Genomic DNA, 16796 nt, shown 5'->3' with positions numbered 1-16796 from the left:
ACTTGAGCACATCCAAAATCCGCCTAGGTATCGATATCGGGGGGACCTTTACGGATCTCACCGTATATGAAGAAGAAAGCGGAGCAACCGTCAGCCTCAAAACGCCGACAGTGGCGGGTGACCCTGTGCAGGGAATCGCAAACGGTCTGCTTCTTCTGAGAGAAAAGGGATTGACGGCGGATCAAATCCATTATTTCGTACACGGAACCACCATTGGTTTAAATACATTGCTGCAAAGAAAAGGCGCCAAAACGGCGCTGTTCGTAACGGAAGGTTTCAGGGATATTTTGCACTTGCAGCGTTTGCGGCTGCCCGTGCCTTATGATTTTCGTTCCAGACTGCCGGAGCCGCTGGTTCCCCGGAGTCTCGTCTACCCAATCGCAGAGCGGATGCGCCAGGACGGCACCGTTGCCCGGGCACTCGATCTGGAGCAGCTCGATGAGGCAATCGACGCCGCAATCGCGGCCAAGGTCGAAGGCATTGTTGTATGTTTTCTTCATAGCTATAAAAACGCTGAACATGAGCTTGCGGCAGCTAGACGGGTCAAGGAACGTTCGGGAGGCCGTCTGGAAGTGACGACGTCCGCCGAGCTGTGGCCGCAGATGCGCGAATACGAGCGCGCCGTCATGGCTGCCGTAAATTTATATATATTGCCGACTTGCAAACGGTATTTTCAAACCTTGGCGGAACGCCTGCTGCTGGAGGGCGTGACGGCCAAGCCATTTATTACGCAGTCCAACGGCGGACTGATGGATATTGGAACGGCGGCGGAAGCGCCGGTAAGGACGTTGTTTTCGGGTCCGGCCGGAGGCATTGTCGGCGCGGTTCGGGCGGCGGAGTCCGCAGGCTTGCGCAATGTCATTACGCTGGATATGGGCGGCACCAGCGCGGATATATCCATCATCGAAAATTTGCAGCCTTCTTTTGTGCAGAGCAATCATCTCGCCGGTTTTCCGATTATTTTGCCTGCGGTTTCGATTTTTTCGGTAGGCGCGGGCGGCGGTTCCTTCGCTTGGATCGACAAGGGAGGATTGCTGAAGGTAGGCCCGGAATCCGTTGGCTCCAATCCCGGCCCGGCCTGTTACGGCTCCGGCGACAAAGCGGCGATGACGGACGCGTTCCTGCTCTGCGGCTACATCAATCCCGACCGGTTTGCGGCGGGCCACGTCAGGCTGCATCCCGAGCTGTCGGCCAAGGCGCTTCAGCCGATCGCCGACTATTTGGAATGCGACATTTGGGAAACGGCGGACAAAATGATTCAGGTCGCGGTTGCCAATATGTACGCAGAGCTTAGCGGCATTATCGAACAGCACGGGCTGGACCCGCGCGATTTTAGCCTGATGGGCTTTGGCGGCGCCGGTCCAGTTGTCGTCAGCTTTTTGGCCGAGGAAATCGGCGCAGACTCCGTGTTGATTCCGCCTAGTCCCGGCACGCTCTGCGCGCTTGGTTCGCTGCTGGCCGACTTTGCTTACGACGCGGTGCAAGCCCGTTACGAACGGCTGGAGCAAATTCCGCTGTCCTTGCTGAGGGGCGAGTTCCGCAAGCTTTCGGCACAGGCGGAGGATTGGCTGAACGAGCAGCAAATCAACGGCCTGGAAGGCCATAGCATTCTTTATTTTATGGACATTAGGTATGCGGGACAGGCATTCGAGCTGGAGCTGCCGCTTGAAGAGAAGCAGCTTCGGCGCAAGGATCACCGCAGCATTATCAAAGCGTTCCACGAGCTGCATCAACGGCAATACGGCCATCACGACGAAAATGCATCGCTTGAGGTCATTCAGCTGCGCGTCCGTATTTTGGGACACACGATCAAGCCGGGAATCAGGAAAATCGAAACGGCGGAAGGGCCGGCAGCGGTGAAGGGGCAACGTCGCATCATTTGCAACGGCCGCTCTTACGAAGCTTCTATTTATTGGCGTTCGGAGCTGCTGGAAGGCCATGTCGTTTGTGGTCCGGCCATTGTGGAGCAGGACGATACGACCGTGCTGGTGCTGGATGGATGGCAAGGCCGGATAGACGGGCACGGCAATTTGATTCTGCGCAGAGGGGAGGAGACGGCATGAGAACGGATCCGGTAACGCTGGAAATCATGCGGAGTTATTTTAATGCCATTGCAAGCGGAATGGGCCATATTATCGAAAGAACATCCATGACCACTTTCGTTAAGGAATCGGCGGATTTTGCGACCGCTCTTGCGGCTCCTTCCGGGCAGTTTTTTGTTTATCCGCAATCCATTGGGGTAACGATCTTTATGGGCCTTAGTCTGCAGCAGGCGATCCAGTCATGCAGGGAGGAGCTGGAGCCGGGCGACATTATTATCACGAACGATCCGTACAGCACCGACGGCCTTGCTACGCATCTTCCCGATGTGCACGTATTCAAGCCGATTTTTGTGGATGGAGAATTAATTAGCTACGCCTGGTCCTTCGTTCATTGCAGCGACGTGGGGGGACTGGTTCCGGCGAGTATATCGCCGCTGGCTACCGATATCCACCAGGAAGGCTTGCGCATTCCGCCGGTCAAGCTGTTCCGGGCGGGCAAGCCAAACCGGGACGTGTTGTCGTTTCTGGACAATAACAGCCGGGTGCCCGGCCTCAATATGGGCGATATAAACGCAATGGTGGCTGCGGTTAATACGGCAGAAACCCGCCTTCATACAATGGCCCGCAAATTTGGCAGTGAAGCGGTGAAAGCCGCCATGCTGGATCTGCTGGAGCAGGGAGAGCAGCGCTCGCGCCAGGTTATCTCCGCCATTCCGGACGGCAGCTACACATTTGCGGACTATCTGGACGATGACATGGTTTCCGATGTGCCGATTAGGCTTGCATTAACGTTGACGGTGGAAGGTTCGGAGATGGTGCTGGACTTCACCAAATGCGATTCGCAGGTCAGCACCGCGTTTAATCTCGTGACCAACGGCAAGCCGCATTCCTTTATGCTGCAAGGGCTGATCAACTATATTATCAGCTCCGATCCCTACATCCCCGTCAACGGGGGCATCATTGCGCCGATCAGCGTTATCGCTCCGCGCGGCAGCATCGTAAACCCGGAATATCCAGCCTCGGTCGGGGTGCGCCATGCCATTACGATGCGGCTGTACAGCGCCGTGTTGGGCGCATTGTCGCAGGCTGTGCCGGAGCTGGTGCCTGCTGCGGGAGCGGGACAAGCCGCAATCGTCGTCTTGTCGACGCCGGGCGATGACGGCAAATCCCGCGATATGGCGGTAGTAGAGCCAATGGGCGGAGGAGGCGGCGGCCAAAGCGATATGGACGGCGTCGACGGCATCGACCATGCTTCCGGCTTCCTGCAAAATACGCCGATCGAAAGCCTGGAGCAGCATATTGACGTGCTGGTGCACCGCTATGAGCTTTTGCCGGATACCGGCGGCGCGGGCCTGCATCGCGGAGGCCATGCCATCGGCCTGGATTTTGAGATCAGGAAAGCGGAGTCCATCGTAACCGCGAGAGGCCTGGAACGGATGAGCTTTCAGCCTTGGGGCCTGACGGGCGGCAAAGCGGGCGCGCTGGGCCATATCGTGCTTAATCCGGACGGCGAGAGCAAGCCGATTTCCAAAATCAGCGTCCTGACGCCGGAGCGGGGAGATATTGTCAGCATCAGGTCGCCTGGAGGCGGAGGCTGGGGCAATCCGCTGGACCGCTCGCCGGAGCTGGTTGTGCGGGAGGTTGCCGACGGCCTGCTCAGCACGGCACAAGCTGCTGAACAATACGGTGTTGTCATTGCCGAGCTTGGCAACGATCCCTTGGGCAATCTGTTCACGTGGGATCGTCTGGCGACGGAGGAGCTTCGCGCAGACCGGCATCGGCAAACGGCAGGCATCGTACAGCCGCTGTGGCAGTTTGGCGAAGCGCGCGAGCGGTACGAACGCCGCTTTACGCCTGAAGCCAGCGACGCATTGGCCGTGCTGCTGCAGGAGCTGCCGCCGTCGCTTCGGTGGAACCGCAAGCAGGAGGTTCACAAGCTGGCAGCCGGGCTGGGGGACGAGGCGGTTACGGCAGAGGATATCGAAGACATTTGGAAACGGTGGAATCTGTAGTACGATGGGAAGTAGTACAGTGCAAGTACGATTATGGGGCAGCGGAACGATTGAACTGCGTTCTATTGAATAAATGAAACGGGGGATGGAAATGTCGGCAACGAGACGGGAATTATGGATTAACGGGCAGTGGGTTGCGGGACAACGCCACCAAGCCTTGTATTCGCCTTACAGCGGAGAAGAAATCGCCTCAATCGCTGAGGCTTCTCCTGCGGAGGCCGCTTCCGCGATTGAGGCCGCTCATGCCGCGTTTGGTGAATACCGGCGGTTGCCCGCGTTTCGCCGCAGCGCCATACTGTATCGCGTGGCAGAGCTCATGGCCGAAAGGCAAGAGGAACTTGCCGCCGTTGTTGCGCTGGAAGCGGCTAAGCCGATTAAAGCGGCGCGCGGAGAAATCGCCCGGACAATCGAAACGTACCGTTTTTCTGCCGAAGCGGCAAAGGCGATTACCGGCGAGCAGGTGGCAATGGATGCGGCGGAGGGCGGCCAGAATGTGATTGGTTTTACGATTCGCGAGCCGATTGGCGTTGTCACGGCTATCACTCCATTTAATTTTCCGTTTAATCTGGTGGCGCATAAGGTTGGACCAGCTTTAGCGGCAGGCAATACCATTGTAGTCAAACCCGCCGAGCAGACGCCGCTGAGCGCGCTGTTGCTGGGCGAGCTGTTTCGGGAAGCGGGCCTGCCGGACGGGGTTCTGAATATCGTGACCGGCAGCGGAGCGGCGCTGAGCGAAACGTTGACGACTCATCCCCTGGTGAAAAAGGTCAGCTTTACGGGCAGTCATGCCATAGGCGAAATGATTCAGCGGCAGACCGGTTTGCGGCGCACCACGCTGGAGCTAGGCTCCAACGCCGCTCTTATTCTGGATGAAGGAGCCGATTTGGACGCCGTCATCGACCGCTGCGCGAGCGGCGCATTCGGGTACAACGGTCAAATCTGCATTTCGCTCCAGCGCGTGGTGGCACATCGCTCCCTGTACAGCTCTTTTGTGGAAAGATTGTCTGCTGCTGCCGCGGCTTTGTCGGTTGGCGACCCTGGCCAAGAAAAAACGGATGTTACGTCGCTTATTTCGGATAAAGCGGCAGAGCGGGTAGCGACATGGGTAGAGGAAGCGATAGCTGAGGGAGCGCGCGTCGCAACAGGCGGCAAGCGGCTCGATACTGAAGCCGAGGGACGTAATGTGTACGCGCCAACCGTTTTGGCCGATGTTTCGCCGACGTCTAAAGTATGGACCGAGGAAGTGTTTGGGCCGGTCGTTTCCGTTCTTCCTTTTGATACGCTGGACGAGGCTGTAGCGATCGTAAACGAATCCCGGTACGGGTTGATGGCAGGTATCTATACTCCGAACATCCACCACGCGCTGGAAGCAGCGCGCAGTCTGGACGCCGGAGGCGTCGTCATCAACGACATCCCGACCTTCCGCGTTGACCAGATGCCTTATGGCGGCGTGAAGGACAGCGGCAAAGGAACCGAAGGTGTGATGTATGCCGTTCATGAAATGACCCAGCTTAAGCTGATCGCTTTTCATACCGGCCTTCAATAAATGAGGCGTCAAAAGGTGATTCGATTGAGGTCAAGCGCTATGGGACAAGTGTCTCTGATTACCGAATTCGGCTTGTAAACGATAAGAGTCGTATTTGTGGAGTGCCGGAGCCGGAAGCTGGCTGCACGTTATGGACATAAGGACAGCCTGTTCGCTACGGATATCTTATACGCTACGGACATCTTATACACTACGGATATTTATACACTACGGACATCCATGACCGTTAAAGCCCTGTTTTGATGCAATGTCCAGTTTTAAAGGTCATCCATGACCGTAAAAGCTTACATTCAAGCCTAAAATGCGGCTTTTGAGCATCTAAAGGACGCGGGTGACCGTTAGCTGAAGACAATGCATGCATTTGGGATTCTAGCGGTCATCGGTGACCGCTAGGCTGACTGAAGCTTCCAAGACTCCCTTTTCCGGGAGGGAACGGCTTTGCTGAATAATGATTTACCGTAGCAGCCTTTTCGGGCGGCCTCCTTTTGTGCAGGACCCTACTCTCTAAGCCGCTCTCTAACCTCACTCTAACCTCACTCTAAGCCGCTCTCTAACCTCTCTCTAAACCTCTTTGAACACAAAGCTCAAGTCTTCGTCTGGAAAACGAAGCTCAAAGAGCGGATGCAATTTGTCCTGGTGCTCCGGGTCATTGCTATAGAAGACATACCCCTCTTGACCCGCATAATAGGCCAGACAGTAGATATAGCCATCATCTGTGACAAGCAGATCTGCGCCGGTGCCGATTCCCGGAAAAAAACCGGAGTAAGTCATGGCTTCATCCTGATAGCTCTGTCCGTTCTCCATAACAAAAACAAGCTCTTGTAATACCTCGTCGCCGACCAGTGCCGCAAATCGGGACAATGTGTCTTGCCCAAGAAGCTCTACAGCCGATGGCGGGTTTGAAAGCCGGGGTTCTCCCAGAATATAGCGGCCGTCCACGCTGACGTTTGCTCCTACGCCAAGCGAGCTTTCATCTCCTTCGTAAGTCACTTCAATGCCGGAATCCTCTCCCAATGAAAAGCTGATAGTCCCTCCATCGCCGTATTCATTAGGATCAATGACGTATTCCGCCATCCGCTCCGATAGCAGCCGCGCGGTGCCTTCAACAATGCCGCTATTCACAAACTAATAGGCGCCCAGCTCAAAGCCGAACGTTTCCGTGGTTTGATCAAAAATGTTCAGCCCGGCGGGCATGGCATGCGATACGTCGGTCCGATTGCGTACTCCCTCAAAAGTTACCGGGGAGGCAGACGGCTCCTCCGTGGTCAAGGCAGGAGCGGCGCTGGGAGTTGCTGTTTCTGCCGAGTTGCTTTCGGACAACGCTGTTTCCGATGCTTCGGGTGTGTCTTGTGGAAAAGATTTATATCACAGAAAGGCCGATGCTCTGCTTTATTTCAATTTTTTGTTCAGCGCCTCCGCTTGCTTGCGGCTATCGATTTTGGCATAGAAATAAAAGGCGATGCTATGCAGTACCACGGAAAGAATCACCATGCCGGGCAGCCAAGGGGAAATAAAAGCAAACATTTCCTCCGAGAACAACCAGACTGCCGTCAATCCCCCAGCTATATTAAGAACGGACGAAATGAGGATATTCCAAACCGGCTTGAGCGTAAAATAGTTCCACAGCGCGTCGTACATAACACCAAACACTCCGGCGGCGATCACGCCAATTCCCGCTATGTTCCAAAGATAGCCCACATCAATGGTTTGATCGTTGAAAAATACCGTAATCAGAAGCGTAACCCAAAGAACCGTCATGGTGAACACTTGAAAAAAGGATTGTTTAAGCTGAGTCATCATTGCAATCTCTCCTTAAATTGTTTGATATAAAACCGGCTTACGTAATAGCTTGAGCCCTCGCTCAGGATGACCTTCATTCGGGCGTGGTCCGCCGATGAAAATTCCTTGATCAAATGTGTATTAATCATGGTTTGGTTGTTGATTTTCATGAAATGGGATGCTCCAAGCTTCTGCTCCAAAACCTTTAAACGCTGATTAAACAGATATCGCTCTCCCGTGACCGCCTGAATGTTGCACATCCGGTCTTCCGATTGAATGGCAGCAATGGAGCGAAGCGAAATATTCACATTGCGGCCGTTAGAAGCATTGATAACAACCAACTTTTGATCGGTGTTTGCAATGGCATTTTCGATGCTTCCCCACTCCTCCTGCTCGGCGGGGTGGGTCGTCACTTTTACTGTGCTTTTGTCCATTCCGGGATCGGCTTTGAATATGATCTTCATTGTGTTCCTCCTCTCAATACCCATCTTACAAACAAAGGTTTATCATTTCTACAAATCATCGTTTTGTTGCATAATTCCGATTTTCTGTTGCATTACATCGGTCCGGCTCATGAGATAGGGCATTTATGGTAAAATAATATTGATAGATTGGCTATAAAAGTTGAACAAAAGAAAAGTAGCGACTGGACAGAGTGAGAATGGTTCTGTAGAAGCGAAGCGTTCGCCTTTGTTCCCGGATTTCAACATTAGATTTTATCATTCAGGGAAATCTGGGAACAACAGCGATCGAAAGAACTTTTCACACGCCGGCCTGCGCCGCAAACTCTTTTATTCAACTTATATAGCAAACATAGCAGATGTGGAAATGAACGTAATCCATTCAGGGAGGCGGAGTAGGACATGGAATTGGGTTTGCTGGACAAAAGAGCGATTATTACCGGCGGAAGCAAAGGAATCGGTTTTGCAACGGCATTATTGCTGGCGCGGGAAGGAGCTCAGGTTGCCATTGTTGCCCGCAATCCGGAGCATTTGCGGGAAGCGGCGGCGCGTATCGAGTCGGAAACGGGCCAATTGCCTCTGGCGATAGCAGCCGATGTTTCGAAGGAAGCGGATGTCCGGCGAGCGGTAGCAGAAGCCGTTCAACATATGGGCGGCTTGGACATCCTGGTCAATAATGCAGGCACGTCGGCCGCGAAACCCTTCACGGAGGTTGATAGCGAGGCCTGGGACGCTGATCTGGACCTGAAGCTGTATGGGGCTATTCATTTTTCAAGGGAAGCTTTGCCTCATATGAGGAAGGCTGGCGGAGGCGCAATCGTCAACGTAACCTCAGTTGGCGGCAAAACGCCAGCGGCTTCTTCGCTGCCTACATCCGTCAGCCGCGCAGCCGGCTTGGCTTTGACCAAAGCGATGAGCAAGGATCTGGCGGGCAGCGGCATTCGCGTCAATGCGGTATGCATCGGATTGATCCGCAGCGACCAGATTGAAAAGAAATGGCGCAATGCCGCGCCGGACAAAACCTGGGAGGAATTTGCGCGGGATCCGCGCCATAACATTCCGCTAGGTCGTATCGGCGAGGCGCGCGAAGCCGCAAATGTAATTGGCTTCCTCGTATCGGAGGCTGCATCCTTTGTTACCGGCACTTCCGTCAATATTGACGGCGGTTCTTCCGCGGTATTGTAAACATACAAAAGAAGGTGTCCCAAAAGTCATTGCTGATGACTTTTGGGGCACCCCACGGAAGCGCAACAAGCGGCTCCTTGCCTGAAGCTTATGGGAACAACCTCTTATTCCGTATGGCCGGCGCTTATCCTGCAGCGTCTACCCCTTCTCCTGATGTCGGATTGTAAAGACCGTCTGCCTCTCGTTTTTCGCCAAACACATCACTTACAGAGAACCGTACATATTTGACGCAAATTCTATTTTTATAAGCATATACAAGATGCAGGAGTCCATCTTTACTCTGGTACAACGTTGGATATTCGTATTGTGCATTGTTTGTTTTGTTTTCTGCGCCGATAAAGCCTTCGGCTGCTTCAAAGAGGCGGCCAATTGGCCATGTTTGTCCAAAATCCTCTGAGATCGAAACGGCAACCGGATTTCTCAAGCCGGGCCATGCCACTTTCCCAAACTCCGGATTGCGGGTTGCATTTACGTTATAAGCAAGTGCAATTTCGCCTGATTGAAGTTTGATTGCACTAATGCTTGCATTGTTATTAGGCAAAACCGTTTTTTTCGGCACGGACCACGTATCTCCATAATCATGTGATTCGCTAAAATAAATATTGTCTGCAAAACGGCTGCGCATAAAGGCAACCAAATGCCCCGGCTCCACTTCGATGACATTAGCATGAACACGGCCATTGCTTTCAGGCATTCTTACTTTTTTCCATGTTTGACCTTGGTCATCGGATATACGAAATTCAGTTGGATCATTGGTTAACCCTTCTGCTGAATCTTCACATAGCCACGTTGCAAAAAGCCAACGGCCATTGCTCAACAGTTGAATTTCTTGACGCGAAAACGTACCTTCCTCTGAAAAAAGCACCTCAGGCTCTCCCCATGTCCGGCCTTCGTCATTTGATTTTTGAACCATAATAATGGAAGTAAACTGCATATTGTCCTTGCCTTCCTGGCGGCTCAATTGCGAGGTGTAAATCAACCAGATGGAGCCTTCAGTCGATCTGAAAAATGCCGGATTTTGCTCGCTGCGATCCTCGCCTTTTGATACGATTTCAGGAACGGACCATACTTGTTCCACGGGGTCAAGCTTGGACACGGCAATCGAAATATCCCCGCTGCCTTCAAAGCTGCCCGCAAACCATGCGCAGAGCAAACCTCCATCTGTTGTTTCAATTAAAGAGGGGGCATGCGCCGTTTTATTTCCGCCCGTCGGGATTAAGCCAAAATCTATATTCAAAAATTCATCGTGATAAACAATGCCATTGGGCTCAGAAGCTCTAACGCGCGGTAAATTTGTCATTTTACAATCTCCTCCAACTAACAAAGTTATGCTACTGCCAATTTAATATAGTCTTGGCGCTCTTCCTATCGAGTGTTTTCTGCCAGTCTTATGGCGTAATCAATGGCATTTTCCAGGCTAAGCTCGCTTGCGGTCCATTTACCCGCCTGGTCAAAGGCCGTGCCATGGTCAACAGATGTACGAATAATGGGCAGCCCTAATGTAATATTCACACCCTCGACAGCTTTCCATGAGCTCGTTTCCTGATCATAGATAAATCCAAGCAATTTCAAGGGGATATGGCCTTGGTCATGATACATGGCAACAACGATATCGAACATTCCGCCCCTTGCTTTAGAAAAAAGGGTGTCCGCCGGCAATGAACCAAACGCAAGAATACCTTCTTCTTTAGCTGCTTCGACCGCTGGATTAATATGTTCAATCTCCTCTGTGCCAAAAAGGCCGTTTTCACCACAGTGAGGGTTTAGTCCGGCTACTGCAATTCTGGGATTGCTGATGCCTAGATTTTTACACGCTTTGTCAGCAATGCGAATGACATCCAACACCCGCTCTTTGGTTGCCCTGTCACAGGCTTCACGCAATGAAACATGAGTTGAAACGTGAACGACGCGCAGATTGCCGTCGGCCAGCATCATCGTATATTTCTCCGTATTCGTTAAGTCGCCATAAATTTCAGTATGGCCCGCATAGTGATGGCCTGCGGCATTCATCGCTTCTTTATTTAGCGGATTCGTAACGGTGGCATCAATTTTTTTCTCAAGCGCCAGCTCAATCACTTTTTTGACATAGCGGAAGGCAGCGTCGCCGCCTGTTACTGAAACTTCAGCGATTTGGAAATGCTCCATATTTACAATTCCCAAATCAATTAAATCAATGGTACCGTATTTGTAGAGGCCATCCTCAGGTTGTTCAATTACATTGATTTTCAAGTCCAACCCAGGATGTTTGGCAAGATAAAAGTCGATAACCGAATGATCGCCTACGAGAAGAGGTTTGCAATGATCGTACAATTCAGGTTTTGAAAATGCCTTTATTGAGATTTCAGGACCGATGCCGGCTGGATCTCCCATTGTAATCCCGATTATTTTTTTCATGGCTTGTCTCCTTTATTTCATGCCATTGGCCTGGTTTTGTGCAATCACTTGACGAAGCGCTTCAAAACCTTGTTCTGAAAGCTGATTAAATGGCGCACGGCATTTTCCCACAGAAAATCCCAGTTCAGCAACGGCGTATTTTACGATCGTGTTCGGATTGCCATATTTGAAGCAATCTCTAAAGGAACGGATGGAGTCTTGATAGTGACGCGACGATGAAATATCGCCTGCAAGGAATTGCTCATAAATTTGCGACATGGTGAACGGATATACATTGGAGCAGCCAGCTACCCCGCCAGTACCGCCAGCCAATAAGGTCCACAAAATGAGAGAATCATTGCCGGACAAAACCGCAAAGCCTTCCTGATGACGTGTTTGCTCTATATATTGGAGAATGTTATCGAAATTCCCGCTGGAATCTTTGATGCCGACAATAGTATCAATTTTACTTAGCTTGCCCGCTGTTGCAGGAGCAATGGCATTGCCTGTTCGTGCCGGAATATTATATAAAACGATAGGCAGGTCCACATGTTCGGCAACCGTTTTGAAATGGGTGTAAAGCTCATCCTGTGAAGCAGCCGCGAATCCGGGCGTAATAATGGAGAGCACATCAACGCCGATTTCCTTTGCTTTCGTTGAAAGAGAGATGGTATCCAGCGTGCTATTCAAACCCGTTGAAGCATAAACGGGGATTCGGCCGGCTATTTGATGGACTGTCGTTTTCATAATGGCGCATTTTTCATCTTCAGACAGGATATAGCCTTCACCGTTTGTGCCAAAAACAAAAATCCCGTGTACGCCATTTTGAATTAAACGTTCAATTTGTATCGTTAGCTCATCATAATTAACACTTTCATCGGGGTTCATCGGTGTAATGATGGGTGCGATAATTCCTTTAATTTCAGCCATATAAACGTCCTCCTTACAATCCGTTTGATAGCGATTACAATCCAGCCTATAACACCTCTGAATAAATGCTTCTTGCGTCATCCGGCGTTACTTCGCGCATATTGTTAACCAGCAGACGCGTCACCTGCATACCGGCTTCAACCAAGCTCTCCAAATCATGTTCAGGCACATTAAATGTCTTCAGGCTGGTTGGGATTTCAAGGACTTCAACGATTCGTTCCAGTTCAGAAATGATGGTTTTCGATTTTTCGTCCACTGACAAATAAGGATTGCCGCCTTTAACTACACGATCATATACGATAGCCAAGTGATTCTTAATGACCGGCTCATTAAAACGCATAACCGGCGTCAGCAAAATGGCATTTGAAACACCGTGTGGAATATGATATTTGCCGCCAAGCGGGTAAGAAAGAGCGTGAATAGCTGTCGTACCTGAAGAAGTAATCGCAACTCCTGCATAGAAGGAACCAAGCAACATCTTGTTTTTGGCTTCAAGTGCTTCCGGATTTGTACATGCTTCAATAATATTGTTCATAATTAAATCAAGTGCTTCCAGGGCAAAGGTATTGCTAAAAGGATTCGCTTTCATTGAAGTGAAGCATTCAATAGCGTGGCATAAGGCGTCTACTCCCGTTGCCGCCGCAATCGGTTTTGGCAATTTTTTAATTAAACGGCCATCCAAAATAACGTAGTCGGCAATCATTTCAGGATTTACAATCCCGACTTTAAGCTCTTTTTCCGGAATGGCAACAATGCTGTTTGGTGTAGCCTCTGCACCTGTTCCGGCAGTTGTTGGAATCATCAATGATGCCACCTGCTTTTTGGCAAGAAGGGGAGCGTCCAACAAGTCTTTTACCGTGTAGGCATCTGTTGCCAGAATAGATGCCAATTTGGCCACATCCATGACACTGCCGCCGCCCACTGCAATAATGAAATCAGCGTTCTCTTTTTTAAATTGGTCCACAATTTCTTGAGCTTGATGATAGTTGGGTTCGGCCGGAATTTCAGAAATAATGGTATAAGCAATTCCTTTATGGGAAAGAATTTGTTTAGGGATTTCGATCAATCCGGCATTCAAAACGCCTTTATCCGTAAAAATAACAATCTTTTTAATCGCGGTGGATAGAATGGTTTCCAATTGCTCCAATGCATGTTCGCCTGCGAAAATAGCTTTGGACATTTTCAAACTATAATTCATTAGCATCGTTGTCCCTCCTGCTCCCTAATTTTGTTATTGATATCTACGAACAATTCTTTGTTCCCGAATCCGCCGGATTTTGTAATAACCTGAATCGGTCTATCCTGCCAAACGATCTGAGATAAAACAACGCCTTGGCTGATCTCGCAAAGCGGCTTGATTTCATTAATCTCTAATACTTGCATGGAATGAAACAAAGTATCGCCGCCTGTAAACAGCAAGGTTCGATTGGCATTTCGATTTAGCAATTGTTTAGATAAATTCCCCAAAGACTCTGCGATTCTAAAACGAAATTCGGAGGGCAGAATGTCCTTAGATTTTCCATAACCCGTTAAATTATTCATTGTATAATCGCTGAGCGTTTCAAAAATAAGCAGTTCATTTCCCAAAACGGCTTCGAGATAAGAATCAAGATTGTCCTGCCCTTCTTCACTCACCCAATAACCGGCTTCTAGAAGTTGGCGGGGGGTTAAGGAATAACGCTTACATTTTTTTGATTCAGCATACTCAACTTGCCCTCTAGTGATCGGATTAATAGATCCGCAAATGACAATTAACGGTGACTGAATGGGCTCCTCGGAAGTTAATGGATTTGAAAAAATGGAACCTGCCAATACCTTTGCAAATCCGGCACATCCAATTGTAATGTCTAAACAATTATTTTCCTTTAATGCAGTTATAATCTGAAGCAAATCTTCGTCTGTTTCACTATCAAACAGCAACAAACCTTCGTTTGCTCTATCGATTTGGTCATGATGAGTTAGTTGAACCTCAACATTAGCTTCGGCCTGAAGTCTTTTGGGAATATTGCTTTCTGTAACAGGCTCATAGGGATCTGAACCAAACACGCTTTCCGAAACTAATCCTCCGTCGATATAAAGATTGCCATCGTGAACGATTCGATTGATTTCCGGATAAGCAGGAATAAAAGGGATTTTTTTATTCGGGAAATGATCCAACACAGCTTTTATTTCACTGCTGATATTTCCTCTTAGAGCAGAATCGACTTTTTTATAAATAAATGGAATTTGAACCTTCTTGGATTGTTCTATGATCATACTGATCGTAGCGTAAGAATCATTAAATGAGAGATAACGGCTCTCCGTATCCATAACTAAAACGTCCAAATCATCCTCTAACGTTTCGTAGTCAATATCGAGGTCTGCCGTGACTAAGGTTTTTACACCAAGGTTCGCAAACTGAACCCCCGTATCTAATGCTCCAGTGAAATCATCAGCGATTACCAGCAGTTTTAGCATCCACTCACCCCCTTATGCTCATGCTTTTATTGTATAGCCATACTAAAAAATAATTAACCTTATCCAGAAACAATATGTTTCGTTTTGAAACGAACGTTAATATTTATTTCTTTAAATTCGAGCATTCGTTATAATTGTTTATAAATGAAACAGTTTTAGGGGGAGGGGAGAAGTGAGGATGACCAAAAAAATTAAATTGCTCGGTATTGCGCCATACGAAGAATTAAATTATTCCATGACGATTGTTGGGGATCAATTTCATGAAATTGATATTCAGATTTACACGGCCGATTTAGAAGAAGGGCAACAATTGGTTTCTGAATTACCAATAGAAAACTATGATGCTATTATTTCCAGAGGCGGCACCGCTAGTTTAATTCATAAGTCCGTCTCCATCCCTGTTATAGATGTGTCTATTTCCGTTTATGATATTTTAGGCGCCATAAAACTTGCCAATAACTATACAAGTCATTTTGCGATAATAGGGTATCCGAGTATTACAGAAACCGCTCATCTGATCTGTGATATCCTGCAATATAATATTAAAATTATTACCTTGGATAATTCCTCGAGCGCCGATACTTTAATAAACCAATTAAAGGATGAAGGCTGCGAAATGGTATTGTGCGATGCCGTTACTCATAAAATGGCTCTTAGTCAATCCATCAATGCGATATTGATTACCTCTGGAATCGAGAGCATCAAAAATGCCTATCAGCAAGCCATTTCTTTAGTGAATGATATTAAAAAAATCAAACAAAAAAATGAGCTTCTGACTGCCGGATTCCATGCTCAATCGCAAAAAGTCGCCATTTTCGACGATAAACTAAGGAGCGTTTTTTCCAATATCGATACCAAACTGGAACAATCCATTCGTCATTTTCTTACAACCAAAAAAGACTTTAATGGAGAGCAGCAATTTTATCACACGCATAATACACAAGTGTATCAGTTGAAAATAAAACAACTGGATCTGGAGGATGCCTACTTTCTTTGCGAAGTGAAAAATTCAACGCCCCCGCTAATCAACAATAGCTTTGGCGTGAAGTATTTCAATAAAGCGGAGATAGAAGACGTCATAAACAAAAAGCTTTTATTCACTTCTTTTATCCAGGAATCTTCAAAAAATCAGATACAAAAATTAGGCTCCCACTACAATGCGATGTTGATTTTTGGAGAAAGCGGCACCGCCAAAACAAGCTTGGCCTACACGGCTTATCTTGAGCAAAAAAATCATACCAATAATCTGATTGTTGTTCATTCTGAGTTGGTGAATGAACGAACATGGAAATATCTGCTCAATTCTTCGAATGGTCCCTTGGTAGAAATGGGCAATACTTTGCTTTTTAAAGATATTGAACAAATGAGCATTCAGGATGTAGAGAAATTGCTAAACATTATTAGCAACACAAAGCTGCTGCAGAAAAATAATATTCTATTTACCTACAGTGTAAAAAGCGCAGATAAAGACAAACACATTTTTAATCAAATTATGACGCATTTGGATTGCAGCAGTATTTATTCGCCTTCCATTAAGGAAAGAACAAATGAATTGTCCGGTATCATCACCCTTCTGCTCAATAAAATCAATATCGAATGCAATAAAAAAGTGATCGGTTTTGACCCGAAAGCGTTAAGAGAATTGCTTAGCTTTGATTGGCCTGGAAATCTCAATCAATTAGAGCATTGTATTAAAAAGCTGGTCCTGTATTCTAATTCCTATTACATTTCGGAACATCAAGTGCTTGAACTGTTGAAACATGAAAGAACGGAATTGCCTTCCGTAAATATTGCTGCTAATCTGACGCAACATCTGGTCGAGGACAAGACGCTTTTTGACTATACAAGAGAAATTGTGTTGGCCATTCTGGAGCAAAATAAGGGCAATCAAACGAAAACGGCTACGCAGCTAGGGATAAGCAGAACAACCCTATGGCGTTATCTCAAATGATATGGCAAAATTAATCCCCCGGCTCGCTTCGCGCGAACCGGGGGTAGACCTGTCCATTTT

At 48.6% G+C, this 16796-nt stretch carries 14 protein-coding genes; 5 read left to right on the top strand and 9 right to left on the bottom strand.

Features of this window, described 5'->3' with window-relative positions:
• The first annotated feature begins 2 nt into the window (after nt 1–2).
• From ACX93W_RS14290 to ACX93W_RS14280, 3 genes are all read left to right on the top strand, one after another.
• Complete coding sequence (locus ACX93W_RS14290) at nt 3–2063, top strand: hydantoinase/oxoprolinase family protein (RefSeq protein WP_459393056.1); 2061 nt, start codon at nt 3–5, stop codon at nt 2061–2063.
• Nucleotides 2060–4054 (top strand): hydantoinase B/oxoprolinase family protein, encoded by a 1995-nt coding sequence (locus tag ACX93W_RS14285; protein WP_459393055.1) that lies wholly within the window; start codon nt 2060–2062, stop codon nt 4052–4054. Before ACX93W_RS14290 ends, ACX93W_RS14285 begins: the two co-directional genes overlap by 4 nt.
• Before the next feature lie 85 nt (nt 4055–4139).
• Nucleotides 4140–5600, top strand: a complete 1461-nt coding sequence (locus ACX93W_RS14280; RefSeq protein ID WP_459393054.1) for an aldehyde dehydrogenase family protein — start codon at nt 4140–4142, stop codon at nt 5598–5600.
• A 561-nt stretch (nt 5601–6161) separates the two neighbouring features.
• Here ACX93W_RS14280 and ACX93W_RS14275 read toward each other — a convergent pair.
• From ACX93W_RS14275 to ACX93W_RS14260, 4 genes are all read right to left on the bottom strand, one after another.
• A complete protein-coding gene (locus ACX93W_RS14275) occupies nt 6162–6722 on the bottom strand; it encodes a hypothetical protein (RefSeq protein WP_459393053.1) in 561 nt (186 codons plus the stop codon).
• A 3-nt stretch (nt 6723–6725) separates the two neighbouring features.
• The gene (locus tag ACX93W_RS14270; RefSeq protein ID WP_459393052.1) at nt 6726–6920 is read right to left on the bottom strand and encodes a hypothetical protein; all 195 of its coding nucleotides are present in this window, start codon (nt 6918–6920) and stop codon (nt 6726–6728) included.
• Between the two features lie 69 nt (nt 6921–6989).
• On the bottom strand, nt 6990–7400 hold the full coding sequence (locus tag ACX93W_RS14265; protein ID WP_459393051.1) for a hypothetical protein: 411 nt from the start codon (nt 7398–7400) through the stop codon (nt 6990–6992).
• Nucleotides 7397–7843 carry a LytTR family DNA-binding domain-containing protein gene (locus ACX93W_RS14260; protein ID WP_459393050.1) on the bottom strand — a complete coding sequence of 149 codons (447 nt, stop codon included), beginning with the start codon at nt 7841–7843 and terminating at the stop codon, nt 7397–7399. Before ACX93W_RS14260 ends, ACX93W_RS14265 begins: the two co-directional genes overlap by 4 nt.
• 399 nt (nt 7844–8242) lie before the next feature.
• Between ACX93W_RS14260 and ACX93W_RS14255 the strand changes: the two genes are divergently transcribed.
• Nucleotides 8243–9025 (top strand): SDR family NAD(P)-dependent oxidoreductase, encoded by a 783-nt coding sequence (locus tag ACX93W_RS14255; RefSeq protein ID WP_459393049.1) that lies wholly within the window; start codon nt 8243–8245, stop codon nt 9023–9025.
• A gap of 124 nt (nt 9026–9149) precedes the next feature.
• Here ACX93W_RS14255 and ACX93W_RS14250 read toward each other — a convergent pair whose 3' ends face one another.
• From ACX93W_RS14250 to ACX93W_RS14230, 5 genes are read right to left on the bottom strand one after another with little or no spacing between them, the layout of a single operon-like run.
• On the bottom strand, nt 9150–10349 hold the full coding sequence (locus ACX93W_RS14250) for a sialidase family protein (RefSeq protein ID WP_459393048.1): 1200 nt from the start codon (nt 10347–10349) through the stop codon (nt 9150–9152).
• Nucleotides 10350–10390: 41 nt separating this feature from the next.
• Nucleotides 10391–11419, bottom strand: a complete 1029-nt coding sequence (gene pdxA, locus ACX93W_RS14245; RefSeq protein ID WP_459393047.1) for a 4-hydroxythreonine-4-phosphate dehydrogenase PdxA — start codon at nt 11417–11419, stop codon at nt 10391–10393.
• A 12-nt stretch (nt 11420–11431) separates the two neighbouring features.
• The gene (gene dapA, locus ACX93W_RS14240) at nt 11432–12328 is read right to left on the bottom strand and encodes a 4-hydroxy-tetrahydrodipicolinate synthase (RefSeq protein WP_459393046.1); all 897 of its coding nucleotides are present in this window, start codon (nt 12326–12328) and stop codon (nt 11432–11434) included.
• Between the two features lie 46 nt (nt 12329–12374).
• Complete coding sequence (locus ACX93W_RS14235; RefSeq protein WP_459393045.1) at nt 12375–13526, bottom strand: iron-containing alcohol dehydrogenase; 1152 nt, start codon at nt 13524–13526, stop codon at nt 12375–12377.
• Nucleotides 13526–14785 (bottom strand): four-carbon acid sugar kinase family protein, encoded by a 1260-nt coding sequence (locus tag ACX93W_RS14230; RefSeq protein ID WP_459393044.1) that lies wholly within the window; start codon nt 14783–14785, stop codon nt 13526–13528. The genes ACX93W_RS14235 and ACX93W_RS14230 overlap by 1 nt, the downstream gene beginning before the upstream one ends.
• Nucleotides 14786–14963: 178 nt before the next feature.
• Here ACX93W_RS14230 and ACX93W_RS14225 point away from each other — a divergent pair, with 178 nt between their 5' ends.
• Nucleotides 14964–16736, top strand: a complete 1773-nt coding sequence (locus tag ACX93W_RS14225; protein ID WP_459393043.1) for a PrpR N-terminal domain-containing protein — start codon at nt 14964–14966, stop codon at nt 16734–16736.
• Nucleotides 16737–16796: the final 60 nt, after the last annotated feature.

The sequence above is a fragment of the Paenibacillus sp. CAU 1782 genome (genome assembly GCF_054551715.1).
This window is presented reverse-complemented; position numbering and strand designations above follow the sequence as displayed.

What these genes read in the sequence shown, in the direction of transcription:
- ACX93W_RS14225 (WP_459393043.1), top strand. Translation starts at nt 14,964, where the DNA reads ATGACCAAAAAAATTAAATTGCTCGGTATTGCGCCATACGAAGAATTA.
- ACX93W_RS14285 (WP_459393055.1), top strand. Translation starts at nt 2,060, where the DNA reads ATGAGAACGGATCCGGTAACGCTGGAAATCATGCGGAGTTATTTTAAT.
- ACX93W_RS14235 (WP_459393045.1), bottom strand. Translation starts at nt 13,526, where the DNA reads ATGAATTATAGTTTGAAAATGTCCAAAGCTATTTTCGCAGGCGAACAT.
- dapA (WP_459393046.1), bottom strand. Translation starts at nt 12,328, where the DNA reads ATGGCTGAAATTAAAGGAATTATCGCACCCATCATTACACCGATGAAC.
- ACX93W_RS14280 (WP_459393054.1), top strand. Translation starts at nt 4,140, where the DNA reads ATGGAAATGTCGGCAACGAGACGGGAATTATGGATTAACGGGCAGTGG.
- ACX93W_RS14265 (WP_459393051.1), bottom strand. Translation starts at nt 7,400, where the DNA reads ATGATGACTCAGCTTAAACAATCCTTTTTTCAAGTGTTCACCATGACG.
- pdxA (WP_459393047.1), bottom strand. Translation starts at nt 11,419, where the DNA reads ATGAAAAAAATAATCGGGATTACAATGGGAGATCCAGCCGGCATCGGT.
- ACX93W_RS14260 (WP_459393050.1), bottom strand. Translation starts at nt 7,843, where the DNA reads ATGAAGATCATATTCAAAGCCGATCCCGGAATGGACAAAAGCACAGTA.
- ACX93W_RS14230 (WP_459393044.1), bottom strand. Translation starts at nt 14,785, where the DNA reads ATGCTAAAACTGCTGGTAATCGCTGATGATTTCACTGGAGCATTAGAT.
- ACX93W_RS14255 (WP_459393049.1), top strand. Translation starts at nt 8,243, where the DNA reads ATGGAATTGGGTTTGCTGGACAAAAGAGCGATTATTACCGGCGGAAGC.